The sequence below is a fragment of the Bilifractor sp. LCP21S3_A7 genome (assembly GCF_052118825.1).
GTDB lineage: Bacteria > Bacillota > Clostridia > Lachnospirales > Lachnospiraceae > Bilifractor.
Map to the genome: position 1 here is coordinate 123,637 of NZ_JBQKGL010000009.1, position 23,581 is coordinate 147,217.

Below are 23,581 nucleotides of genomic sequence, written 5' to 3' on the forward strand. Positions count from 1 at the left end.
GCATCCTTCTTGCATAAAAACAGGAACTATATTACTATTGAACATGCGGGAGGCCGGCCGCGTGAACCGAGCGGGGGCAGCCGCAGCGCATAAATCTGTATCTTACAACTCCGGGAGTGACCTATGAAGTTCAACAAAAACATCCTGAAAAACCGTTGGGCATCCAATGCGCTGGCAATCAGCATCGGCGTTCTTGTATATTTGTTTTTTTCGCATCTTGATGTGGTCGGCAGATGCATCGCTGCCTTCTTCGGTTTTATCAATCCGGTAATTATCGCGCTGATTATCGCGTATGTCATGGATCCGCTGACCAAGGTATTCGAACACTACGTGTTCCGCCGGATGCGCAGGGAGACAGCCCGGAGAAATCTGGCCGTTGTCTGTACGATCCTGATTATTCTGGCCGGATTTGTGTTCCTGATGGTGGCATTGATCCCGCAGATTGTAAACAGCATAATTATTTTCTTCAATAATGTCAATGTATATGCGGATGAGATTCGAACGCTCCTCGCGAATCTGCAGGAGAAGGCAGCCGGATCAAGGTTTGATTTTTCCAAGATTCTCAACGGCGGTCAGGCGCTTCTGGATACCATAGTCGGGAAAATCCCTTCTAATGTAGACAGCATCATCAATACGTCGTTTTCGATCGGCAGAAACATTATGACCTGGGTGATTGCCGTGATCATGTCGATCTATTTTCTCGCGGACAAGAGCAGGCTTCAGGCGGGATTCGGAAAGCTGATGCACGCGATTCTCTCAGAACGGATGTTCCAGAGCTCCTGTAAATTCTGGAATCACTGCAATACAATCATGATCCGTTATATCGTGGGAGAACTTCTGGACGCGCTGATCATCGGAGTCTCAAACTTTGTGTTTTTCCTGATTGCGGGTCTGCCCTATAATCTTTTGATTTCCGTGGTGGTGGGAGTGACAAATCTGGCGCCGACCTTCGGACCGATCGTCGGCGGGGTTGTCGGCGCGTTTATCCTTGTGCTGAACAATCCATGGCATGCTCTGTGGTTTATCATTTTTACAATCATTCTGCAGACAATTGACGGTTATGTGATCAAGCCAAAGCTGTTTGGCAACACGCTGGGTGTCTCATCGGTGTGGATTCTCGTCTGCATTATTGTCGGAGGAAGAATGTTCGGCGTACCCGGAATCCTTCTGGCAATTCCGTTCGCGGCAATTTCGGATTATGTATACAACAATTATATTCTGGTGGTACTGGAAAACCGGAAGAGCAAGAGACGTGACCGGGAGCAGGCACAGGCAGAAAAAAACGGCCATGAGGCTGGCAGGAATGAAAGCGCGGAACCGGCGTCAGAGAGAAGAGAGGAAGCGGCGGACGAGAGAGGCGCAGAACCCAAATAAAGCACTGCCTTGATGGGAGACAGTGCTTCGGATAGATATTAGAGGTGGGTGATGATGCCACCTCTCATTTGAGGAGGCGGGGCGTGTGATGGGCACGTCCCATTTAGTTATGATGGGTATACATTCCCAAATGTCTGTTGCTGCACACTGCGTGTCCGCAGTCCTTCGTAAGACCGGCGGATTGGACTGCCGCGCATTTTTTCTGGAATGCAGATTTTTGTCGGCTCCCTGCCCGGAGAGGTCCGGGAGCCGGTGTGGAGGGATCTGAATTCCCCGCTTAGGATAATGCACGGCAGCGCCAAAGCGGCCGCGATGTCCGTGGCGTTCCGGACATCACAATTTTGAAAGGATTTTGTATGCAGCGAAGTTAGTGATTACTAACCACAGTTAATAAAATATCATAACGTGTTAAAATTGTCAAACTTTTTTTAAAATAAATCATCGGATTTTTTGGAACAGATTCAGTCCTTGGATTTTCCGAAGTGGAAGAGCCCCTTTTTCTCGAAAGATTCCGTCCGGCATCCTTTATAGTGATAACCGGTTTCCTCGATACATTTCTTCAGCAGATTGCTGTCAATTTCATCCTCTGTCAGGAAGGCAGCAGTGTTCTTGATGTGAGAGGCGGAAACCTTCTTTGCGCGGGGAAAAGTCTTGCGGATGACATCGCAGATATGAGCTTCGCACATTCCGCAGCTCATGCCTTCAATAGATGCTGTAGTCTTGTACATTATGTTCTCCTTTCCATGCTTCCATGCAGTTAACTGCAATTAACATATATTATAGCATTTGAACAGCTATGGTCAAGCGGAAAGGAGAACGTTCTTGCCTCAGGCTTCAGATGATTCCTTTTTCTGTGCTTCCTTTAAAATTTCATTGTACCTGGACATTGCCTTGAAGGTTTCCTCACTGATGTCATGTTCAACCTTGCATGCGTCAGTTCTTGCGATTTCGGGAGAAACGCCAATGGCGGTAAAAAAGTCGGTGAGCATCTTGTGGCGGCTGTAGATACGGTCTGCAATCTCCATACCGCTGTCGGTCAGGGTGATGAAGCCGGAATGATCCATGGTGATAAAACCGTTTTCACGGAGACGCTTGGTCGCGTAGCTGACGCTGGGCTTGGTTACGCCGAGGTGGTCGGCAATGTCAATGGAGCGGATATATCCATGCTGCTCCTTCATCATTAGCATTGCTTCAAGATAATCTTCCGCTGATTTCTGTATAGTCATAATTATTCACCTGCTTTCCTGTAAATCCATGATAGGAGAACGTGTCATGATTGTATATTCGTAATCGTTAGTCGTCTGCGAAAAAATGTCATGAGAACGTATCTGATATAAATCAATAGAGTTTGTAATGTGTGAGCAGATGCGGCTCACCGCTTGCGTATATTCGCACTTCGTGCTCATACCTGTTGTCGTCGAAAACGCCCAGATAAATCGTGCCACACACTGTATAAGTCCCCGCGTCACTTCGCTGCTTCGCAGCTTCCGTGCCGCTAACAGGTATTCGCACTTTCGTGCCGCTTACGCGTCACTTCGTGCTCATACCTGTTGCCTTCGAAATCGCATACAGTCTCTTACGCGCGCTTCGCGTGCGACGATCCTGTCTGCGTTTTCGAAGAGCTTATACAGTAAATGCTTATACGAAACAGAGTATCATTGTTCCTGTATAATTTCAAGATGCTTTTTAATTTATGTTAGAAATATTAAACACAAGTTCGCAGCGGGCATGATTTTTGAATCGCATAAAATTAAAAAGCCTATCGGATTTATGCATGTATCTGCTCGTGCGCATGTGATCCGTTGAGTGCGGTCATCTGTAACAAATGATACGGAAGAAAACATAAATATATGATATATTGTTTACACATTCAGGCAGAGGACAGTGAGCACACAGTGCACGTAAAGTCCACCTGCCGGAGTTGAGAACGGAGGTAATTGCGATGGCGGTAATGATGGGATGTCAGGGAAGAGATAAGACGCCGACAATCACGGAGAAAAGATGTCCGAAATGTGGACATCTGATTGAGATGTTCTCCACCGATACGGAAGTAAAGTGTGAGAACTGTGGGTTTGTCGTGTATAATGATGCGCTGAGCTGTGTGCAGTGGTGTGCATACGCAAAGCAGTGCGTTGGTGAAGAGGCTTATGAGCAGCTTATGGCTGTAGCGAAGAAGCAGAAGGAGAGAAGAGAGGCGGAGGAAAGTAAATGATTCGGAAAATTGTACATATAGATGAAGAAAAATGTAACGGCTGCGGTCTCTGTGCGAAAGCGTGTCATGAAGGCGCAATTGAGATGGTGAACGGAAAAGCACACCTGATCAGCGACAGCTACTGCGATGGATTCGGGGACTGCCTTCCGGAATGTCCGGCAGGGGCGATCACGATTACTGAGAGAGAAGCAGAAGAGTATGACAGAGAAGCGGTCAAGGAGAGAATGAAAATGAGACAGGAAGAAACAGAGTTCCACGGATGTCCGGGAAGCAGACTCCGGATGATCAACCGGGATAAAGGGTCGGACGAAGGAGAAGAGGGAGGGAAAACGATTCCTTCCGAAGCTTTCGGAAGTGAGGGAACGGACAGCCGCCGCGCGGCGGAACCAGTCAGCCGGCTGACGACATGGCCGGTTCAGCTTCGGCTGGTTCCCGTAGTTGCCCCGTTTTTCAGCGGAGCAAAGCTCCTGATCGCGGCTGACTGCACCGCTTATGCCTATGCGCGATTCCATGAGGATTTTATCAGAAACCATGTCGTTCTCGTAGGATGTCCGAAGCTTGACCCGCTGGACTACACAGACAAGCTTCAGGCAATCATTGAGCGGAATGACATCAAGAGTGTCACCATCGTGCGGATGGAAGTGCCGTGCTGCGGAGGACTGCAGTACGCGGCGGAGAACGCGCTGAAAAACAGCGGAAAATTCCTTCCATGGAATGTTGTAACCATCGGTATCGACGGAAGAGTTGTTGAAGATTAATTTTTTTCGGGAAATGATTCGGTCAAGATCCCCGCACAGATGCAGTGCTTTGTATCTGTGCGGGGATTTTGGATTTACGCGAACTGTGAGCCGCAGCCGAATGCGAAGTATTCGTGTGCGGCGAGCGTCGCGATAGCGAGATAAAACTCGCGCAGCGTGTTTTATCTCGTTTCAGGATCTGCGCAGGGAAATTCTGTCCTTCCGTATCTGAACGTATCCGCACTGGGATTTTGCCCTTGACAATAGTGCAAAAAACAATTAGACTGTTCTTGCTGAGATAAAATATATCTAACAACAGTAAGACTTATCTATCTTTTGCGCAGATACAGCTGTGAAGGACCTGCCCGTATGTGGCATATGCACCAGCAGGCCCGATGTCAATTATGACAGCAAAGTGAGCAGCGGAAGGAGGAATCGGTATGCTTCCATTAACGTTTGCATCGGAGGGAGACTGGGTTATTGTCCGAAAGGTCAGCGGTGCCGCTGAAACAAAAAAACACCTGGAGGATCTGGGATTTGTGGTTGGCGCTGAGATTCAGGTCATTTCTTCGCACGGCGGGAATCTGATCATCAAGATCAAGGATTCTTCGCTTGCGCTTGTCAGGGAAATGGCATCACGGATCATGGTTTCCGCAGCATGAGCGGCAAATCGGGCGGTCAGAACAGAAATACCATCAGGAGGAACAGATGAAGACACTGAGAGATATTGGAGTCGGAGAGACTTCAACCGTGGTGAAGATACACGGCGAGGGAAAAACAAAGAGAAGAATCATGGATATGGGGATCACAAAGGGAACCGAGGTTTATGTCCGGAAGGTGGCACCCCTGGGAGATCCGGTAGAGATTACCGTAAGAGGCTACGAACTTTCTCTTCGGAAGGCAGACGCAGATATTCTCGAGATGGCATGATTGCCGTCGGGGACGATGCGTTTTTTTATGGGCAGAAAGTTAGTTCAGACTTACATTTGTTAATCACAACTCTTCCAAAAGTGACGGATTTCATATGAGTGACGGATTACAAATATAATGCAGCAGAGAAAATATAGAGCAACACATTAAAAAACATAGAGCAACACATTAAAACAAGACGAGTAACAGGAGGAAGGACATGGCAATCAAGATTGCGCTTGCAGGCAATCCGAACTGCGGAAAGACAACGCTGTTCAATGATCTGACCGGAAGCACGCAGTACGTGGGTAACTGGCCGGGAGTAACCGTTGAGAAGAAGGAAGGAAAGCTGAGAGGAAACCGGGATGTTATCATTCAGGACCTTCCGGGTATTTATTCGCTCTCTCCGTATTCACTTGAAGAAGTGGTATCCAGAAATTATCTTGTTGAAGAAAAACCGGATGCGATTCTGAACATTATCGATGCTACCAATATTGAGCGAAATCTGTATCTGACAACACAGCTTCTGGAGATTGGAATTCCGTCTGTAATCGCTCTGAATATGATGGATCTTGTCAGAAAAAACGGCGACAAGATCAACATGAAAAAGCTTTCGGCGGAGCTTGGCTGTGACGTCGTGGAAATGAGTGCCCTTAAGGGCGAGGGAAGCAGAGAGGCAGCGGAAAAATGTCTTGAAGTCGTCCGTTCCGGAAAAAGAGCGGTCATCCCTCAGATCTATACCGGTAAGGTACAGGAGGCGCTTGAGTCTATCAAGGCACTGATCCGCGGGACAGTTGATGATACAAACCTGGAGTGGTATGCGGTAAAGTTATTTGAGAGAGACGAAAAGGCCATTGAGAAAATCAATCTGAGTGATTCCGTGAAGAACGAAATTGAGAAGATTGTCTCAAAAACAGAGGCGGACGAGGATGACGATGCGGAATCCATAATCACTAACGCCAGATACACCTATATCCAGAATGTCATTTCCAAGTCTGTTGTTAAGGGAAGACAGAAGGGTGCACTGACAATTTCCGATAAAATCGACCGCGTTGTAACAAACCGTTGGGCAGCCATTCCGATTTTCATCGGAATCATGTGGCTGGTATATGATATTGCGGTTGGATCCCATGTCTGGTCCATCGGTACCGTTATGACGGACTGGACCAACGATGTACTTTTCGGAACCTGGATCAACAATGGCGTTACAGCTGCGCTGGCCGCAGCAAATTGCGCGCCATGGCTCCAGGGACTGATCGTTGACGGTATAATAGGAGGTGTCGGAACGGTTCTCGGATTTGTTCCGCAGATGGCGGTTCTGTTCCTTTTTGTTTCAATTCTGGAGGACTCCGGATATATGGCTCGTGTTGCTTTTATCATGGACCGTATTTTCCGCAGATTCGGACTTTCCGGAAAATCTTTCATTCCGATGCTTGTCGGAACCGGTTGCGGCGTACCTGCAATCATGGCTTCCAGAACCATCGAGAATGAGAAAGACAGACGGATGACGATCATGCTCGCAACCTTCCTTCCGTGCGGCGCGAAGATGGAAATCGTAGCGATCATGTCCTCAACCTTTTTCCCGGGAAATTCCCTGATTCCGACTTCCATGTATTTCCTTGGAATCGCAATTGTTGTAATTTCCGGTATTTGTCTGAAGAAGGTCGGCTATTTCGCAGGAGATCCGGCGCCCTTCGTTATGGAGCTCCCGGCATATCACGTGCCGTCCATCAAAGGCGTTCTGATCCATGTGTGGGAGAGAGTAAAGGCGTACATGATCAAGGCCGGAACGATTATCTTCATAGCCTGCGCGGCACTGTGGTTCCTGATGAACTTCAACGGATCCGGTTACACCGCGGACGTTGAGCAGTCCTTCCTGAAATATATCGGTGAGGGCATTGCTGTGATCTTCCGTCCGCTCGGTTTTGGCAACTGGAGAGCCGCTGTCGCATCCGTGTCCGCAGAGCTGGCAAAGGAGCAGGCTCCGGCAACACTGGCGCTTCTGGCACATGCGGCAAGCGACGGCGAGGTGGATGTGCAGAATGCGATCTTCTCGATGTTCAACGGAAACAAGCTTGCCGGACTTTCCTTCATGCTGTTCAATATCTTTGATGCTCCGTGCCTCGTGGCAATCGCAACAGCGTTCCGTGAGCAGGGCACCAGAAAATGGGGCTGGATCACGTTCGGCTTCCAGATGGCTGTCGGCTACTGCTTCTCTCTGATTGTCTACAACATCGGACTTCTGGTGACGGGCGGCGTATTTACGGCCGCGACTGTGGCAGCGATCCTGATCGTAGCGTTCGTAATCTGGGCACTGTTCCGCAGACCGTCAAAGAAATATGCCGGAGAGCGGGCAATGGCATAACGCGCTGATTGCTAAATGATTGATATGTGAAAGAAGTTCCGCAGCGCTGCTGTCAGTCTGAAACGGGACGGGAAAGTGCCAGAATCTGGTATCTTCCTGCCGGAAGAGGATGACAGAGGGTCTGCGGAATATTTGTCTGATGAAGTGCCGTAAACTTTTGAGTTTGATATTGACAATAAAGGTTAAAGACATTAAACTATGAGGTGAACAGGAGGTGTGACCATGGCAGGAACAATTCTTATACTTGCACTTGTTGTCGTTGCAGTTGTTTTTGCGCTCAGATATACATTGAAGCATCCGGATTCCTGTGAGGGATGCGGCAGCAGCTGCTCCTGCGGAGGAAGCTGCAGCATAAAGGCTTCCGGTGGAAGAAAGCACGGAAGAAAGAACCGCGAAGGAGATCATGCCGCGAACTATATGGAAGACAGGAGTTTTAGAGACCAGGCGCTGGAGAACATCTGGAACGAGACAAGGACCGATGTCCGGAAGTGCTGAGCCTTGATCAGAAGGGCGGCGAACAGGGATACCGCTGCTGCCGGGCAGTACTGGCCCCAGATTGCGAAGGAACGGATGATCCGTTAAACAGCTGTGATGTAAAAAAATAAACTGTCCGTCTGAGGACGGTTTGATTCGAAAAAGAGAGTGCCACTTGTTTAGTGGCACTCTCTTTTTCACGCGAATAGTGAGCCGCAGCCGAATGCGAAGTATTCGTGTGCGGCGAGCGTCGCGATAGCGAGATAAAACTCGCGCAGCGTGTTTTATCTCGTTATGCTTTTTGCCTGGAGAAGTCCAGCTGCAGTCTTACGCGCCGATGTTATTCATCGTCGCGTTTCTGTTGTTCTTGCGGATCCGCTCATATTCCAGCTCATCCTCGATGGAGACGCTGCATTCACCATCAACGAAGTACTCCTTGTACCAGAGCAGGAACATGTATACCACCCAGATATGGCGCGCGTAATCCTCTTTGCCCTCCTTATGGGCGTCCAGAATCCTGACGAGTTCGTCGGTGTGGAAGAACTTTTCAGCGATGTCGCTCGTAAATTCTTTCTTTACAATGTTATAGTACTTGTCCTGACGCAGCCATACGCGGATCGGAACCGGGAAGCCGAGCTTCTTTTTCTTTGCCTGCGCGTCCGACAGGTAGCGGTGAGCAGCCTCACGGAAGCAGACTTTTGTGTTGTCATCGGTAACCTTCTCGGAGAGCGGGATGTTTTTCGCAAGATTAAAGACCTCTCTGTCGAGGAAGGGAACACGGCTCTCGATGGAATGGGCCATGCTCATTTTGTCCGCCTTCAGCAGGATATCGCCGATCAGCCAGAAATTAAGGTCAATATACTGCATCTTCTCGGTGTCCTTGAGGTTTTTCACCTTGTCGTAGTAGGGCTTTGTGAGAGTGTACGGCGCAGAACCGGTGCTCGGGTATCTCAGAACCTTGTTTCTCAGCTTCATATCATAGACGTTGGCATTTCCGATGAATCGCTCCTCGACATCCTTGGAACCCCGGATGACAAAGCTCTTCCCCTTTGGGTGACCGGGGATTTTTTCCGCTATGGCGGCAATCCCACGGCGGAGTGCCTTCGGGAGCTTCTGATAGCCGGCAAGGGACATGGGCTCATGGTAAATTGTGTATCCGCCGAACAGCTCATCGGATCCCTCTCCGGAGAGGATGACCTTGACATCCTTTGCAGCCTCACGGTCCACAAAATAGAGAGCGGAGGCAGAGGCATCCGCCAGAGGCTCGTCCATGAAGTACTGAATTCTGGGAAGCTCTCTCCAGTATTCCTCTGTAGAAATCACCTTGCTGTGGTTTTCGATTCCGAGCGTTTTTGAAAGCTCCTGCGCATAGGGGATCTCGTTGTATTTTTCGTAGTCAAATCCGACCGTGTAGGTTCGGGATCCGTGGAAATGGCAGGCCACATAGCTGGAATCCACGCCGCTCGAGAGAAGAGAGGCTACTTCCACGTCGCTGACCATATGATAGCGGATGGAATCCTGCATGGTCTCGTCGATCTGATCGACCAGCTTCGCGTGGTCGACGGGATCCTTCGATGGAGTCAGCATCGGATCAAAGTAGCGGGTGATCGTTTTGCTGCCGTTTTTCCAGACCATGTAGTGTCCGGGCATCAGCTTGAACACACCCTTGAAGAAAGTTTCAGGGAGGACGGAGTATTCGAAGGAGAGATACTGCTCCAGAGCCTTGAGATTAACCTCCTTCTGATAGAGCGGGTATTCCAGTATACTCTTGATCTCAGATGCGTAGATAATGTTTCCGTTAATTTCTGTATAATAAAGAGGTTTAATGCCAAACATATCTCTGGCGGCGAACATTTCCTTCTTCTTAGTGTCCCACAGGACGAAAGCAAACATGCCTCTGAGGCGGTCGAGCATCGAGGCGCCCCACTGTTCATAGCCGTGCAGGAGAACCTCTGTGTCGGAGCTGCTGGTAAAGATGTGACCGCTCGCCTGCAGTTCCTTCTTCAGTTCCTTGTAATTGTAGATTTCGCCGTTAAAGGTACATACGAGGGTGCGGTCTTCGTTGTACATAGGCTGGGTTCCGGCATCTGTCAGATCGATGATGGAGAGACGCCGGTGCCCCATGGCAATATCCGGGCCGATATACTGGCCTCCGCCATCCGGGCCCCGGTGTATCATCCGGTTCATCATATTTGTCAGAATTGGTTTCTGCTCTACATCAGTTCCGGTAAATCCGCAGATTCCACACATATATTTATTCCTTTCTTTTATCTCTTATAGCAGACTTTCACCACGGAGACGTGCCGCGCGGGTGTCCCCGGGAACCAATCTATTATAAGACAGCTTAAGAACAGGGGCAAGATAGTAAAATTAATAAGAAGAATTCGAGATAAAAAAGAAGAATAAGACAGCATAAGACACGGGGCAGGGCAGTGAAATTAAGAGGAAGAAATCGCGATGAAAAAATGAAGAAGAATAAGACGGCATAAGAATCGGAGCAGGATAGTAAAACTTATGTAAGAAGAGATTGGAGTCGAAATCATGCAGAAGAAATGGAAGAGGATCCGGCCTGTGTCTCATACGCAGTCACGGATAATGGACAGATTTTGCATGAATGGGTTTCGCCGGATGATCGAAAAACAGATAAAAACAGGGTAACATTTTTTTTGAAGTGGGAAAACAGAGCGAATTTTGAGACATAAACGTGAGTTTGTCCGATGGACGGAAAACAGTTTGAAGAATATAATCCAAGAGAAATGATAAGGAGGAGACAATATCATGGCATCTACACTTGGTTACGTTAAGCATGCAGCAGAGCGTAAGGCTGTTGAAGTTGTAATCGATGGTTTATTAAAGAGCGCAAAGAATAGTAAAGATAAAAGACAGACCTACCTGACCTTCATGGGATGGGCGGAGAAGTTTTTTGGAAATAAGGCTTTCTCTGAAGAAAAGGTGGAAGCCGTGAAGAAGGCAATTCAGGATCCGGACAATAAGTGGATGAAATTCATTGACCAGATCATTGATGAGACCAATCCGCAGTTTGCCAAGATGACACTGCTGAACCTTGGATATGAAGCATTCCTTCGCGGCACGAAGACAATCCGTGCAAACCGCGAGAAGTATAACTGCAATATTCCGTGGCTGATTCTGTTTGATCCGACCTCCGCATGCAATATGCACTGTGAGGGCTGCTGGTCCGGTACATACGGCCACAAGAACAATCTGTCCTTTGAGGACATGGACAAGATCATCACACAGGGCAAGGAGCTTGGCGTATACCTGTACCTGATGACCGGCGGAGAACCGATGGTCCGCAAGAAAGATATCCTGAAGCTGATGGAGAAGCATCATGACTGCTATTTCGCAGCCTTCTCCAACTCTACACTGATTGACGAGGATCTGGTGAAGGAGATCGCACGTCTGGGCAATATGACCTTCTTCCTTTCCATCGAGGGAACACCGGATACGAACGACGCAAGACGGGGCGAGGGCCATTACGCGGCGGTTATGAAGGCAATGGATCTTCTGCATGAGTATGGAATCCTGTTTGGTACATCGATCTGCTATACTAAAGCAAACATCGATGCAGTTACGAGCGATGATTTCTTCCATCTTCTGGAGGAGAAGGGCGCTAAGTTCGGATTCTACTTCCACTATATGCCGACCGGTCAGAACGCAGTACCGGCGCTTCTGCCGACTCCGGAGCAGAGAGAGTATATGATCAATAGAATCCGCTACATCCGTTCCGCAGAGTGCCCGATTCAGTTCTATCCGATGGATTTCCAGAACGACGGAGAGTATGTAGGCGGATGTATCGCGGGCGGAAGAAACTACTTCCATATTAATGCAAGCGGAGACGCAGAGCCCTGCGTATTTATCCACTACTCCAATACGAACATTCATGACAACTCCATTCTGGAGATGCTTCAGAGCCCGCTGTTCATGGCATATCACGAGGGACAGCCGTTCAACCGCAACCATCTTCGTCCCTGCCCGATGCTTGAGAATCCGAAACTGCTTCGTGAGATGGTGAAGGAGACGGGAGCACACCAGACCAACGAGGAGGCACCGGAATCCGCAGAGGAGCTCTGTGAGAAGTGCGATGATTACGCAAAGAACTGGGCACCGGTTGCAGACCGCATTTGGGCGAGTGAGAAACACAAGAGGCCGACCTACGAGAACTATACAAAGGAAAAGAGAGAGCATCCGGAGCTTGCGGCATTTGAGCATGCTGCCAACGAATAACGGATCCTGTCCGTCTGGAATCTCTCCGGCAGTTTAACTGTCAGTCAGATACATTAAATTTTATAAAATGAACGAATCCGGGGCTGCCCTGCGAAGAAATTCGCAGGGCAGCCCCTTTTGACGTATAAGGATTGCGGGAGTGCGAAGCACGGAGCAATCCGTAGCTTATACAATCTGTGGCACGACTTATCGCATGGTGGTTTATTGTATAAGCATTGCGAGGTGAAATGTTCGTGAAAAAGTGATAAAATCATGATATATACAGAAAAAAAAGGAGGGCGTAGTATGTTAAAAGATTTTGTGAAGGCGGTCCCGCCTGAGAGGGATGAGATCAAAGAGGAACTTAAGACGGCGCGGGAGCAGCTTGCCGGTTATCAGCTGAAGATCAAGGAGGCAAAGCTTCCGGTTATGGTGATTTTTGAGGGATGGGGTGCCGCCGGAAAAGGGAGCGTGATTGGCAAGGTGATCCGGAACATTGATCCCCGGTTCTTCAAGGTAAAAAATTTTGCGGCGCCGACTGCCGATGAGAAGCGGTATCCGTTTCTCAACCGGTATCTGCTCGAGATCCCGGAGGCGGGAAAGTTTACATTTTTTGATACCTATTGGCTGGAGGAAGTCGCAAACGGGGTGATGTCCGGAGAAATGAGCGAAGAGGAGTACAAGCAGAGAATTCACAGCATCAACACGACGGAGCGGTCGCTTCACGACAATGGATATCTGATTCTGAAGTTTTTTTTCCAGATCGACAGGAAGGAGCAGAAGAAGCGGCTGGAGGCACTCGCGGCGGACAAGAATACGCGGTGGCGGGTAAACGGTGAGGACCGCAAGGAGAACAGAAATTACGGGAAATGCCTGGAGGTGTACGACCGCTTTCTGGAGGATACCAACCGTTCTGTCGCGCCCTGGTATATCATCGACGCGGAGGACAAGAAATGGGCGGAGCTTCAGGTTCTGCGGTTCCTGAATCAGGGCATTGACACGGCATTGAAAAATCAGGCGCTGGCGGCTCCGATTCTGCAGAATCCCTTCCCGCTGAAGCAGATGCCTAAGCTCGCGGATATCTCCCTGAAAGACAAGACAATGTCTGAGGAGACATATCGGGAGGAACTCGGCAGACTTCAGAAGGAACTGAACCATCTGCATTACGAGCTTTACCGGAAGAAGATACCGGTGATCATCGCCTATGAGGGCTGGGACGCGGCAGGAAAGGGCGGCAACATCAAGAGGGTTGCGGGCGCACTCGATCCGCGGGGATATGAGGTGCATCCGATCGCAAGCCCGGAGCCTCACGAGAAGGCGAGACATTTTCTGTGGCGATTCTGGACGAGACTTCCGAAGACCGGCCACATCGCGATTTTTGACCGGACCTGGTATGGAAGAGTCATGGTGGAGCGGCTCGAGGGCTTCTGCTCTGAGAACGACTGGCAGCGGGCCTATAATGAGATTAATGAGTTTGAAAAGGAACTGACGGACTGGGGAGCGGTTGTGATCAAGTTCTGGGTGCAGATTGACAAGGAGACTCAGCTCGAGCGGTTTACGGAACGGCAGAACACGCCGGAGAAGCAATGGAAGATCACAGATGAGGACTGGAGAAACCGCGACAAATGGGATCTGTATGAAGGAGCGGTCAATGAAATGATCCGGAAGACGAGCACGACGTTTGCACCCTGGTACATTCTGGAATCTGATGATAAGAAATATGCCCGTATCAAGGCACTCCAGATTGTGATTAAGCGAATCCGGGAGGCCTGCGGGGAGAAATAACCTCATGACCGGCTGCCCGGCACGCGCTGTAACGCATGCCGGACTTGCAGAACCGGGGAACAGCAAGAGCTATTCACCGGCTGCCCGGCACGGGTTGCGGCACAATGTATCGTATGGCAGTTTAGTTCCCGCAGGCGGTCCGGAATTACTTTGCGGGCTGGACGCCGGTGAGGTCACGGCAGATCTCACTGGCGATCAGAAGGCCGGCAGCCGGGGGAACAAACGGAGAACTGCCCGGAATATCCCTGCGATCCGTACATTTGCGGGCAGTTCCGGGAGGACAGATGCAGTTTGTGCGGCAGCTGATGGACATGTCTTCGAGAGGACGCGTCGGTTTTTCCGTGGAAAAGACTACCTTGAGCTTTTTCACACGGCGCTTGCGCATCTCGTGGCGCATCACCTTCGCCAGAGGATCCATGGTGGTCTTGTAGATGTCGGCGACCTGCAGCTTCGAGGGATCAAGCTTATTGCCTGCTCCCATGCAGCTGATCACGGGTACGCCGGCTTTTTTTGCCTGCATGATGATTTCTACCTTAGCGGTGACGGTATCTACGCAGTCTACGACATAATCGTACTGGGAGAAATCAAACTGGTCCGCGGTCTCCGGAAGATAGAAGCACTTGTGAAGGGTGACATTCACATGTGGATTGATATCGAGGATCCTTTCCTTTGTCACATCTACCTTGTACTTTCCAACGGTCCGCCTGGTGGCGACAAGCTGGCGGTTTACATTTGTGAGACAGACCTTATCGTCGTCTACGAGATCAACGGCGCCAAGTCCCGCACGGACAAGACCTTCTACGACATATCCGCCGACTCCTCCGATTCCGAACACAATGACCCGGGAGTCCTGTAATTTTTTTATTCCGTCCTCGCCCAGAAGAAGCTGGGTTCGCGAAAACTGATTCAGCATAATGGTTCACCTTTTCTGATTCTTTCTTAAATATATCAGACGCAGATTGCATTACGTAATCCGTTCTAAAAATATTTCGTTGTTGCTTCATTGACATATCTTATAATAATCGTGAGGGAATATCAACAATTTACAAATTTCTGATAATCGGTGACGCGCAGGCAAAGGCAGAACTTTCTTCGCCTTATCCGTTAAGTGTGAAGCACAAGGACATGCTGAAAAATAAGTATAAAATAAAAAATAGTACTGGATTTTTTGTGAGAAGTCTGCTAAAATGAGTACATCAAATGCAAAGAGGCATTTCCTGTAGAAGGAAGTGCCTCTTTTTTTGTTTAAATTCATCTTTAGAATGTAAATGAACCGGAAGCCGTCTTCAGGAGGTATAAATAATGGATAATTTTCTCGCTTACGACAACCTTTTATATTCTCTGTATACTGCCATTGATTTTGAGGATCTTAAGGGAAAGCTGCTCTGTCATCTTGAGGAGCTTATTCCGCATCAGTATTCCAGCATTCTGTTGATGGATCCAAATTACAGCAGAAAAGGAGGAAGCCTGAAGGTATCCGAGTTTTTCTGTAAACCAAGTGAGTTCATGGAGGCGGAGAAAACCTACATGGAGAAATATCCGGAGGCAATGAACCGCAGACTGAATATCTCAAGGGAAACCGTATCGGTGCGTGAGAGCAGCCTGATGCCGGAGGCGGAGCGTCTTCATTCAAAAGTGTATCAGGAGTGTTATCGGAGATTTGACATCTATGATACACTTCAGCTTTCCATTGCGAGCGGCAATGATCTTCTGGCCGTTCTCACCCTCTTCCGTACCAGAGCGGCGGGAGCATTTGCGGATGAGGATGTGTATCTGCTGAAGGCACTGAGCAAGCACCTGAATACGATTTTCTACAAGCACTGCAGAGAGAGGGATACGGCGGCTTCTGTGAGCGGCGCGGTGGAGACAATCACGAAGAAGGTTCATATGACGCCGAAGGAGACGGAGATTCTGACACTGATCTTCCTCACAAAATCCAATCTCGAGATCTGCGACGAGCTCGGAATCAAAGAACATACGCTCCAGAAGCATTTTCAGAATATATACCGCAAACTGAATATTTCCTCGAGATGGGAGCTTCTCCGGTTTGCACATGATGGAGCCCAGGGGCTGGGAATGGGACAGGCAAGCTGACGACAGCATGGACAGCTGCGCCGAGAGGAGCATCATCGCTAAGAGATAGCGGACGTGCGACGGCAATCATCGCTAAGAGACAGAGGACGTGCGACGGCAAGGGTGTGACGGAAAAATGAATATTTCGGTACACATTGATGTGGATTTGTGTTAGAATTGTGAGTAAAGCAATCAACTAATAACACAAATCCACATGTTGTTGTATAAGCTTTTCGAAAACGCAGATAGAGTTCGTCGCACGCGAAGTGTGCGTGATTCTGGATGCGATAAGCAATTGGAGACTGGCGATGAGAATTCATTTTTACAGAAACTGCACAATGAAGCTGGAATATGGAGGGAAGGTATTCCTGGTCGATCCGATGTTCCGGGCACATGGGGTCACCCATCAGCTGAAGACGACGCATTACCCGGAAAAACCGCCGCTGACAGATCTTCCGGAGGCACCGGAGGAAATTATGAAGGGCGTGGAGGCGGTTCTGCTGACGCACGCCCATCCTGGACATATTGATCAGGAGGCCGCGGACTGTATTCCGAAGGATATGCCTTTCTTCACACAGAATCTGAACGATAAGGATCTGGTGAGAAATTACGGAATGAGCAAGACACAGACCATCAACATGACGCTCAGCACACACTATGAGGACGTGGACATCATTCGTGTGGCGGGAAGACATGGCGACGGAAAGATTCAGCATGTGCTGAATACCATGCAGAATTCAAGCGGTATTGTACTCCGTAAGGAGGGTGAAAAGACGGTGTACATCACCGGCGATACCGTGTGGTGCAGGGGCGTCCGTGATGGCATTGGCTATCACCCGGATGTGATCGTTGCCTATCTTGGGCATGCACGCGGGGAGGGAATGCACATTACCATGGGAACAGAGGATCTTGAGAAGATTCAGAGTGCGGCCCCTTATGCAAAGATAGTGTGTGTTCACATGGAGACCTTTGAAAATCAGGAGCTGACGAGGGAGGCCCTGCGTGCGTATGCGATGCAGAGGGGTTTCCTGGATCAGCTGATTATACCGGAGAACGGCGACGTGGTCGAGTTCTCCTGATCATTTGGTTTTGCGCGGGTGTCCCGGCAGAAAGATATGCCGGACTATCCGCGCTTCATCATGCTTGCAGATTGACGGATGAAAAATATGAAGAAAAATTACAAGATGCTGGTCAGCTATGACGGCACCCGCTATTACGGATGGGAGCATCAGCCCAATCAGGAAATGACGATACAGGGGAAGCTGGAAACGGTTCTTTCGAGAATGGTCGGGGCTCCGGCAGATAAACCGGTGACAGTGATCGGCGCCGGCCGGACAGATGCGGGCGTGCATGCGAGAGCGATGACGGCAAATGTGCTGCTGGATACGGATATGACGGAGCAGGAGATTCAGGAATACATGAACCGTTATCTGCCGGAAGATATCAGTGTCAATGAACTGAAAATCTGCGCAGACCGCTTTCACAGCAGGTTCAAGGCCATCGGAAAGACCTACTGTTACACATGCTGGTACGACCCGCGGGGCGCGAAGCCGGTTTTCGACAGAAGGTATGTGACTGTTCTGGACAGAATGCCGGATCTGGAGCGGATGAGAGAGGCAGCGGATCTCCTTTCGGGGATGCATGACTTCAGAAGCTTCTGCGGCAATTCTCATATGAAGAAATCCACCGTGCGCGTGGTGGATTCGATCGAGATCCGGCAGAGAGGACCGTATCTCCGCTTTGTGTACCATGGGAACGGTTTTCTCCAGAACATGGTCCGGATCATGACGGGAACCCTTCTCGAGGTCGGGTACGGAAAAAGATCCGCCGGAAGCATGCGGGAGCTTCTGGAGGCAAGGGACCGGAAGCTCGCGGGGCCGACAGCGCCCGCGCAGGGGCTTTGCATGATGGAGGTGCAGTACTGAAGTGATCATGAAACTGTAAGATCGGAAATCGGGGATCGCGTACATCAGGTCCGGCATTTGTGATGACAATATGCGGGAAAACAGGCAAATCTTTCATCAGGCTTATATTTATATTCTTTTCCGCCGATAGCAAATTGTAACTGTCGACATTGCTTTTGAAACAGGCAGGGAGGAAATGCTGCAATCCATATGGTAGATAATCTGGCTAGCCTGAAGAAAACGAAACAGTTGTCCGATCATATGATTGAATATATCAAACAGGAAACGGATCCGCTGACCGGAGCATTGAGCCTGCGCGGCTTTTATCAATTCGTTCCCGAGTTCCTGAAACTGCTCAGGAGAAAAGATGACATAGACCTTATATATCTGAATATAGAGGATTTTAAAGCTTTCAATGCGAGAAACGGATATGATCGCGGCACAGAGATCCTTTTGGAATTGGTCAATGTCATTGCGAAGGTGTATTCGGAAAGACTGATTTGCAGGGCATACAGTGATCGTTTTATTGTAATGTGTTATGCTTCTGAGGCTGAGAGAGGCATTCGGAAGATCAATAGAATATTTGCGGAAAGGTGTCCTTCTGAAGGACTTGTTTTAAAGGCGGGAATCTGCCGGATCGATATAGAACATATTGATGTGGCTGCTTCCTGTGATTCAGCCAAGATCGCGGCGGACAGCATTCGGAAGAAGTACGGAGTTCTCTTCCGGTATTATGATCAGGAACTCTCGGATGCAATCAGAAAACAGCGGTACATAGTGGAGAATCTGGATCGTGCGATGCGCGAAAAATGCATACGCGCATATTACCAGCCGGTGGTGCGCACGCTGACCGGCGAAGTGTGCGGTATGGAAGCCCTTGTGCGGTGGGAGGACGAACGATACGGTTTGATACGTCCGGATATTCTGATCAGTACATTGGAGGAATATCAGCTTATCCACATGCTGGATGTGTTTATGATTCGTCAGGTCTGTGCCGAGTTTGAAGAGGAACAGAAACGAGGGGAGAAAATGGTACCGGTTTCTTTTAACCTCTCCAGGCTTGACTTTGAGCTCTGTGATATTTTCCGGATTGTGGACGATGCGGTAACAAGTCATCATGTGCCCAAGAATATGATTCATGTGGAAATTACGGAGTCTGTTTTTAACCGGAATCCGGAATTTATACAGGAGAAACTTCGGTTATTCCACGATGCGGGATACGAGGTATGGATGGATGACTTCGGTTCCGGGTATTCGTCGCTGAACGTGCTGAAGGATTATGATTTCGATGTGATAAAAATCGATATGCTTTTCCTGCGCAATTTCAGCGATAAGAGCAAGAGAATCATCTCATCAATCATCGATATGGCGAAAGACGTCGGTATCCGTACGCTTGCGGAAGGGGTCGAGTCAAATGAACAGCTTGCTTTTCTGAGGTCCATAGGGTGCGAAAAGATACAGGGGTATCTGATTGGAAAGCCTCTGCCGCCGGAAGAAGTCCGTGAGGATCTGACTGCCCGGAATTTCAGGTATGAAGAAAATGGCATGCGTGGGTATTATGATGATCTCGGTCAGATCAACCTGCTGAGTGTTCATCCTCTGGAACGCGTTTTTAGCGGAGAGAGGCAGGACTGGCTGGAGGATCTGTCGGATACGGATCACATTGCGCCGATAGCAATCTGGGAGAAAAACGGGAGCCGGGGGAGGTTCCTTCTTACCAACAGGCCGTTTCGGTGCGAGCTGAAGAGCATTGAGGGACATTCTCCGAGGTCCGCTGAATTCGAGATGAATGATGAAGCGGGACTGCTGTACCGGAGGGTTCAGGATTTTATGGCAGAGATGCGCCGGGACCGGGAAATGCATGATGTCTGCTTTATGGCCGGCGGCTCCTATTGCAGGGTTCGGGGCCGGCTGATATCTATGTATGGTGAGCGGAGCGCATATGTGGTAACGATAAGAAATCTCTCCTCCGTATATTCCTTATCGAAAGGAAAACAGATTAGAACTGAGAAAATGCTACGCGCGCTGTATGGAATGTTTGACGCGCTATATGTGATGGGAGAGACACCGGAACAGGATGATCTGCTTTATGCTGATGTTGACTGCTGGGAAAATCGGGCATTTTGCAGTGATACAGCTTCTTTTCGGGAACACCTGAAGAAGCAGTGGATATTCCCGGAGGACAGGGAGCGGTTTTTATGTTATGTGAGGCGCGATGGGATCCTGAACAGGGTCAGGAATTCTGAGAGAGAAGTGCTTGAGGACTATTTCCGTTTTACGGATGATTCCGGAAGATACCAATGGAAAGCAGTGGTTTTGAGAATACTGAGGCAGCAGGCCGGCAATCAGATTCTGATCGGAATCCGGAAAACCGGTGTTGAACAGGTGGATAATTACACCGGCCTTTCCATCGGCTGCTTTAAGCCGGTATCCATGAAAAAGCTTCAGGAGCTTTCCAGAGCTAAGCGAACGCAGGAGGCAGGGCGCAATCCTTAGAAAAATGAGGCAGAAGATGGTTCGAGAAAATCAATGTGGTGTCGCTGGAACGGTTGGGCTGCATTTATGTGACAAGAGTAGGAGAGGATGAATAAAATGAAAAACTGGTCGATCAAGGGAAAGTTTATTTTCGTATTCTGTATGCTTATCACCGTAGTCTGCGTCATTATGGCGCTTGCGTATTACTCTTTTTTCCGAATGATGAAGGTCGGAACCACATATGTAAATGGCCTGTACTCATCGGGAGTTATTAAGGCGGCTGAACTTAGCGGGTATATGGATTCAACAGCACTTGTCAGGAAAAATGTACTGATCGGGATGGCTGTCGTATTTGTGATCGTTGTTCTGGTCGGCGTAGTGGTTTTTGGATGGCTCGCAAAGTACATTGATAACGGTATCAGAAAACTGAATACGGCAATTGGAATTATGCGGCAGGGCAGGTTCGATTATCAGGCGGACAGCGACACTCTCGGGGATGACGAACTTGGAGCGGCGGTCCGGGATTATCAGGATATGGCGAAGTCTACCGAGCAGATTATTCTGGAGACAAAAAGGATTCTTTCAAGTATGAGCGAAGGTGATTTTTCTGTAACAGTTTCTGATCCTGATATTTTTGTCGGTGAGTTCCGGGCGATTGCAGAATCCTTTGTAATGATTCATGAGAACCTGGATGCGGTGTTTAAGCAGATGAATCAGGTCGCTCTCAAGGTGCAGGAAGGTTCCGAACATATCGCGGATGGTTCGCTGGCGCTCAGTCAGGGCTCTACGGAGCAGTCGGCCACAATCAGAGATCTTTTCTCCACGGTCAAGAAGCTGGATGAGCAGATTCAGAGCAGCGCGGGAAATGCTGTGCATGTAGAAAAATTCACAGACCAGGTAACTGAGAAAATCAGCGAGCAGGACAAGCAGATGGCCGAGATGCTGAAGGCGATGACAGAGATTGAAGGGAAGTCGAATCAGATTGAGAATATCATCAAGGCAATTGATGACATCGCGTTCCAGACAAATATTCTGGCTCTCAATGCTGCAGTAGAGGCTGCCCGTGCAGGAGCTGCCGGAAAGGGCTTTGCGGTCGTAGCTGATGAAGTGAGAAATCTTGCGGGAAAATCAGCCTCCGCAGCGCGTGAGACCTCCGCGCTGATCGAAAGCACAATTGCAGCCGTGCACAACGGATCTGAGATTGCGTCTGCATCTGCGTCTTCGCTGAAAGAGGTAATGGAGAGCGCGGCAAAGAGCAGGGAGCTTGTTCAGAATATTGCTGCAGAGATGAAGCAGGAGGCAGGGCGAATCAGTGAAGTCACGACGGGGCTGGAGCAGATTTCCCAGGTTGTCGAGCAGAACAGCAATACAGCGGAGAACAGCTCCGTTGCAAGCCGTGAGCTCAACGGACGTGCGACGGATCTGAAGAAAATGGTACAGAGCTTCAGCATCTGAGAAACCGCTGCGGACGTACGGACGGAGGAGAGATCCGGATTCCGGGAAAAAGGATGAGACATCAATGATGAAAAGAAAAATTCCGGGTATACTGGCTGCCGTTCTTACGGCAGGAGTTCTGATCGCCGGAAGCGCAGACTGCGCACTGGCGGATGAGCAGGAGCTGCTGACAAGGAGGCAGGATCTGCTGGAGCAGATTCAGAAGATCAACGATGAAAGAGAAGAAGTGATTCGTGGATTATCCGAAACCGATCAGAGAAGAATTATCGGGATGGCAGCGTATGCATCCGGAGAAACGGCGATATCCGACAGGCAGAAGGAGCGGGATGAGCTCAGGAATAGAATCCTTGATGCAAGGAAAGAAAAAGAGAAAACGCATGACAGAATGCTGAAAAACACCGGAAATGTAGTTAGTATGGAGGATTACCGGAAGGCAACAGAAATGTACATGCAGCTGAGGCTTCAGGATTATTCATTGAAAAATGAAATATCGGTGCTGAAGATGGAGCAGTCTGCAGTTTCTGAAAGCCTGGACGGAGAAGAAAAGGCTGCAGGCGCAGATGTTTCGGAAGAGGTCGGAGAGAATGTCCCGAATACGGAATTAAAGGAAAAGGCCGAGAAATATCTGGCTCTTACGGAGCAGGAAAATGACTGTATCACGCAGGTTCAAACGGTGCAGGAAGAAATAAATGATCTTGATAAGGAGAGCGGCACGGAGGCCGGTTCAGATCAGGAATCTAAGGAGAGCGGCACGGAGGCCGGTTCAGATCAGAAATCTTCGGAAACGCCTGATCCGGATACAGAAACCGGTTTATCCGGTATGGATGAAATTTCATATGGATCTGAATCCGGGGAGATCAGTGACGATTACAGCAGGGCTTCCGGTGACGAAGATCAGGCGGAGAATATTTTGCCGGACGGAAGAACATCGGGCGAAGACATTGTGCGGTACGCACTGCAATTTGTCGGAAATCCATATGTATGGGGAGGCAATTCGCTGACAAAGGGAATTGACTGTTCGGGGTTTGTCCAGCAGGTTTTTGCACATTTTGGCATCACGCTGACGAGAACCACCTATACACAGGCAAATGAAGGGCGGGAGGTATCTTATGCTGAGATGCAGCCCGGAGATGTAATCAATTACGGCTCCCACACGGCTATTTATATTGGAGATAATCGAATTGTTCATGCCGCCAATTCGACCGATGGGATTATTGTGTCAGATAATCCTGCCTTCATGCCGATCGTAACCATCCGCCGCTTTTTGTAAGCCGTGCCACATACTGTATAAGTCCCCGCGTCACTTCGCTGCTTCGCAGCTTCCGTGCCGCTAACAGGTATGAGCATTCCCGCGTTGCTTCGCACCGCTCCATGCTCATACCTGTTGTCGTCGCTAATGTTCTTGCTCACTGGTGAGCAAGAACATTGCGACTGGACTTATACAGTAAACGGCCATATGATAAGTCGTGCCACACACTATATAAGCTTCGGATTGCTCCGTGCTTCGCACTCCCGCAATCCTACAGGTATTCGGATTTCGCGCGTTCGCGCTTCATCCTCATACCTGTTGCCTTCGAAATCGCATACAGTCTCT

Annotated in this window: 19 protein-coding genes; 15 read left to right on the forward strand and 4 right to left on the reverse strand. The window is 49.2% G+C overall.

The window, feature by feature from the left end; translation table 11 throughout:
• Positions 1-123 precede the first annotated feature (123 nt).
• On the forward strand, positions 124-1,374 hold the full coding sequence (locus ACTQ1O_RS09770; RefSeq protein ID WP_441487099.1) for an AI-2E family transporter: 1,251 nt from the start codon (positions 124-126) through the stop codon (positions 1,372-1,374).
• Positions 1,375-1,835: 461 nt separating this feature from the next.
• On the opposite strand, the gene ACTQ1O_RS09775 is transcribed toward ACTQ1O_RS09770, so the two are convergent.
• Positions 1,836-2,102, reverse strand: coding sequence for a heavy-metal-associated domain-containing protein (locus ACTQ1O_RS09775; RefSeq protein ID WP_441487100.1), 267 nt, complete (start codon positions 2,100-2,102; stop codon positions 1,836-1,838).
• A 99-nt stretch (positions 2,103-2,201) separates the two neighbouring features.
• A complete protein-coding gene (locus ACTQ1O_RS09780) occupies positions 2,202-2,600 on the reverse strand; it encodes a metal-dependent transcriptional regulator (protein WP_441487101.1) in 399 nt (132 codons plus the stop codon).
• Between the two features lie 716 nt (positions 2,601-3,316).
• On the opposite strand from ACTQ1O_RS09780, the gene ACTQ1O_RS09785 reads away from it, so the two are divergent.
• The 6 genes from ACTQ1O_RS09785 (at position 3,317) to ACTQ1O_RS09810 (ending at position 8,092) form a co-directional block, all read left to right on the forward strand.
• Positions 3,317-3,586 (forward strand): hypothetical protein, encoded by a 270-nt coding sequence (locus ACTQ1O_RS09785; RefSeq protein ID WP_441487102.1) that lies wholly within the window; start codon positions 3,317-3,319, stop codon positions 3,584-3,586.
• Positions 3,583-4,344, forward strand: a complete 762-nt coding sequence (locus tag ACTQ1O_RS09790; protein ID WP_441487103.1) for an ATP-binding protein — start codon at positions 3,583-3,585, stop codon at positions 4,342-4,344. The genes ACTQ1O_RS09785 and ACTQ1O_RS09790 overlap by 4 nt, the downstream gene beginning before the upstream one ends.
• Before the next feature lie 419 nt (positions 4,345-4,763).
• Entirely contained in the window at positions 4,764-4,985 is a 222-nt protein-coding gene (locus ACTQ1O_RS09795; RefSeq protein WP_441487104.1) for a FeoA family protein, read from the forward strand.
• A gap of 46 nt (positions 4,986-5,031) precedes the next feature.
• A complete protein-coding gene (locus tag ACTQ1O_RS09800; protein WP_441487105.1) occupies positions 5,032-5,253 on the forward strand; it encodes a FeoA family protein in 222 nt (73 codons plus the stop codon).
• 199 nt (positions 5,254-5,452) lie between these two features.
• Positions 5,453-7,597, forward strand: a complete 2,145-nt coding sequence (feoB, locus tag ACTQ1O_RS09805) for a ferrous iron transport protein B (RefSeq protein WP_441487106.1) — start codon at positions 5,453-5,455, stop codon at positions 7,595-7,597.
• A 222-nt stretch (positions 7,598-7,819) separates the two neighbouring features.
• Positions 7,820-8,092 carry a FeoB-associated Cys-rich membrane protein gene (locus ACTQ1O_RS09810; protein WP_441487107.1) on the forward strand — a complete coding sequence of 91 codons (273 nt, stop codon included), beginning with the start codon at positions 7,820-7,822 and terminating at the stop codon, positions 8,090-8,092.
• A gap of 306 nt (positions 8,093-8,398) precedes the next feature.
• Here the strand turns inward: ACTQ1O_RS09810 and asnB are convergent, their stop codons facing one another.
• Complete coding sequence (gene asnB, locus ACTQ1O_RS09815; RefSeq protein ID WP_441487108.1) at positions 8,399-10,321, reverse strand: asparagine synthase (glutamine-hydrolyzing); 1,923 nt, start codon at positions 10,319-10,321, stop codon at positions 8,399-8,401.
• Positions 10,322-10,849: 528 nt separating this feature from the next.
• Here asnB and ACTQ1O_RS09820 point away from each other — a divergent pair.
• Positions 10,850-12,316, forward strand: coding sequence for a radical SAM protein (locus ACTQ1O_RS09820; RefSeq protein WP_441487109.1), 1,467 nt, complete (start codon positions 10,850-10,852; stop codon positions 12,314-12,316).
• A gap of 285 nt (positions 12,317-12,601) precedes the next feature.
• Positions 12,602-14,080 carry a polyphosphate:AMP phosphotransferase gene (pap, locus tag ACTQ1O_RS09825; protein ID WP_441487110.1) on the forward strand — a complete coding sequence of 493 codons (1,479 nt, stop codon included), beginning with the start codon at positions 12,602-12,604 and terminating at the stop codon, positions 14,078-14,080.
• 145 nt (positions 14,081-14,225) lie between these two features.
• On the opposite strand, the gene ACTQ1O_RS09830 is transcribed toward pap, so the two are convergent.
• On the reverse strand, positions 14,226-14,993 hold the full coding sequence (locus ACTQ1O_RS09830) for a tRNA threonylcarbamoyladenosine dehydratase (protein ID WP_441487111.1): 768 nt from the start codon (positions 14,991-14,993) through the stop codon (positions 14,226-14,228).
• A gap of 389 nt (positions 14,994-15,382) precedes the next feature.
• Here ACTQ1O_RS09830 and ACTQ1O_RS09835 point away from each other — a divergent pair, with 389 nt between their 5' ends.
• The 6 genes from ACTQ1O_RS09835 (at position 15,383) to ACTQ1O_RS09860 (ending at position 23,257) form a co-directional block, all read left to right on the forward strand.
• Positions 15,383-16,174 carry a helix-turn-helix transcriptional regulator gene (locus ACTQ1O_RS09835; protein WP_441487112.1) on the forward strand — a complete coding sequence of 264 codons (792 nt, stop codon included), beginning with the start codon at positions 15,383-15,385 and terminating at the stop codon, positions 16,172-16,174.
• A gap of 287 nt (positions 16,175-16,461) precedes the next feature.
• Positions 16,462-17,232, forward strand: a complete 771-nt coding sequence (locus ACTQ1O_RS09840; RefSeq protein WP_441487113.1) for an MBL fold metallo-hydrolase — start codon at positions 16,462-16,464, stop codon at positions 17,230-17,232.
• Between the two features lie 87 nt (positions 17,233-17,319).
• Positions 17,320-18,078 (forward strand): tRNA pseudouridine(38-40) synthase TruA, encoded by a 759-nt coding sequence (gene truA, locus ACTQ1O_RS09845; protein WP_441487114.1) that lies wholly within the window; start codon positions 17,320-17,322, stop codon positions 18,076-18,078.
• Between the two features lie 189 nt (positions 18,079-18,267).
• On the forward strand, positions 18,268-20,553 hold the full coding sequence (locus ACTQ1O_RS09850; protein ID WP_441487115.1) for an EAL domain-containing protein: 2,286 nt from the start codon (positions 18,268-18,270) through the stop codon (positions 20,551-20,553).
• Between the two features lie 87 nt (positions 20,554-20,640).
• Positions 20,641-21,987 (forward strand): methyl-accepting chemotaxis protein, encoded by a 1,347-nt coding sequence (locus tag ACTQ1O_RS09855; RefSeq protein ID WP_441487116.1) that lies wholly within the window; start codon positions 20,641-20,643, stop codon positions 21,985-21,987.
• Positions 21,988-22,051: 64 nt separating this feature from the next.
• Positions 22,052-23,257: an NlpC/P60 family protein gene (locus ACTQ1O_RS09860; protein WP_441487117.1), complete on the forward strand. Its 1,206-nt coding sequence runs from the start codon at positions 22,052-22,054 to the stop codon at positions 23,255-23,257.
• Positions 23,258-23,581: the final 324 nt, after the last annotated feature.

Coding starts and splice junctions, on each gene's coding strand:
- ACTQ1O_RS09770 (WP_441487099.1), top strand. CDS start 124: ATGAAGTTCAACAAAAACATCCTGAAAAACCGTTGGGCATCCAATGCG.
- ACTQ1O_RS09775 (WP_441487100.1), bottom strand. CDS start 2,102: ATGTACAAGACTACAGCATCTATTGAAGGCATGAGCTGCGGAATGTGC.
- ACTQ1O_RS09780 (WP_441487101.1), bottom strand. CDS start 2,600: ATGACTATACAGAAATCAGCGGAAGATTATCTTGAAGCAATGCTAATG.
- ACTQ1O_RS09785 (WP_441487102.1), top strand. CDS start 3,317: ATGGCGGTAATGATGGGATGTCAGGGAAGAGATAAGACGCCGACAATC.
- ACTQ1O_RS09790 (WP_441487103.1), top strand. CDS start 3,583: ATGATTCGGAAAATTGTACATATAGATGAAGAAAAATGTAACGGCTGC.
- ACTQ1O_RS09795 (WP_441487104.1), top strand. CDS start 4,764: ATGCTTCCATTAACGTTTGCATCGGAGGGAGACTGGGTTATTGTCCGA.
- ACTQ1O_RS09800 (WP_441487105.1), top strand. CDS start 5,032: ATGAAGACACTGAGAGATATTGGAGTCGGAGAGACTTCAACCGTGGTG.
- feoB (WP_441487106.1), top strand. CDS start 5,453: ATGGCAATCAAGATTGCGCTTGCAGGCAATCCGAACTGCGGAAAGACA.
- ACTQ1O_RS09810 (WP_441487107.1), top strand. CDS start 7,820: ATGGCAGGAACAATTCTTATACTTGCACTTGTTGTCGTTGCAGTTGTT.
- asnB (WP_441487108.1), bottom strand. CDS start 10,321: ATGTGTGGAATCTGCGGATTTACCGGAACTGATGTAGAGCAGAAACCA.
- ACTQ1O_RS09820 (WP_441487109.1), top strand. CDS start 10,850: ATGGCATCTACACTTGGTTACGTTAAGCATGCAGCAGAGCGTAAGGCT.
- pap (WP_441487110.1), top strand. CDS start 12,602: ATGTTAAAAGATTTTGTGAAGGCGGTCCCGCCTGAGAGGGATGAGATC.
- ACTQ1O_RS09830 (WP_441487111.1), bottom strand. CDS start 14,993: ATGCTGAATCAGTTTTCGCGAACCCAGCTTCTTCTGGGCGAGGACGGA.
- ACTQ1O_RS09835 (WP_441487112.1), top strand. CDS start 15,383: ATGGATAATTTTCTCGCTTACGACAACCTTTTATATTCTCTGTATACT.
- ACTQ1O_RS09840 (WP_441487113.1), top strand. CDS start 16,462: ATGAGAATTCATTTTTACAGAAACTGCACAATGAAGCTGGAATATGGA.
- truA (WP_441487114.1), top strand. CDS start 17,320: ATGAAGAAAAATTACAAGATGCTGGTCAGCTATGACGGCACCCGCTAT.
- ACTQ1O_RS09850 (WP_441487115.1), top strand. CDS start 18,268: ATGGTAGATAATCTGGCTAGCCTGAAGAAAACGAAACAGTTGTCCGAT.
- ACTQ1O_RS09855 (WP_441487116.1), top strand. CDS start 20,641: ATGAATAAAATGAAAAACTGGTCGATCAAGGGAAAGTTTATTTTCGTA.
- ACTQ1O_RS09860 (WP_441487117.1), top strand. CDS start 22,052: ATGATGAAAAGAAAAATTCCGGGTATACTGGCTGCCGTTCTTACGGCA.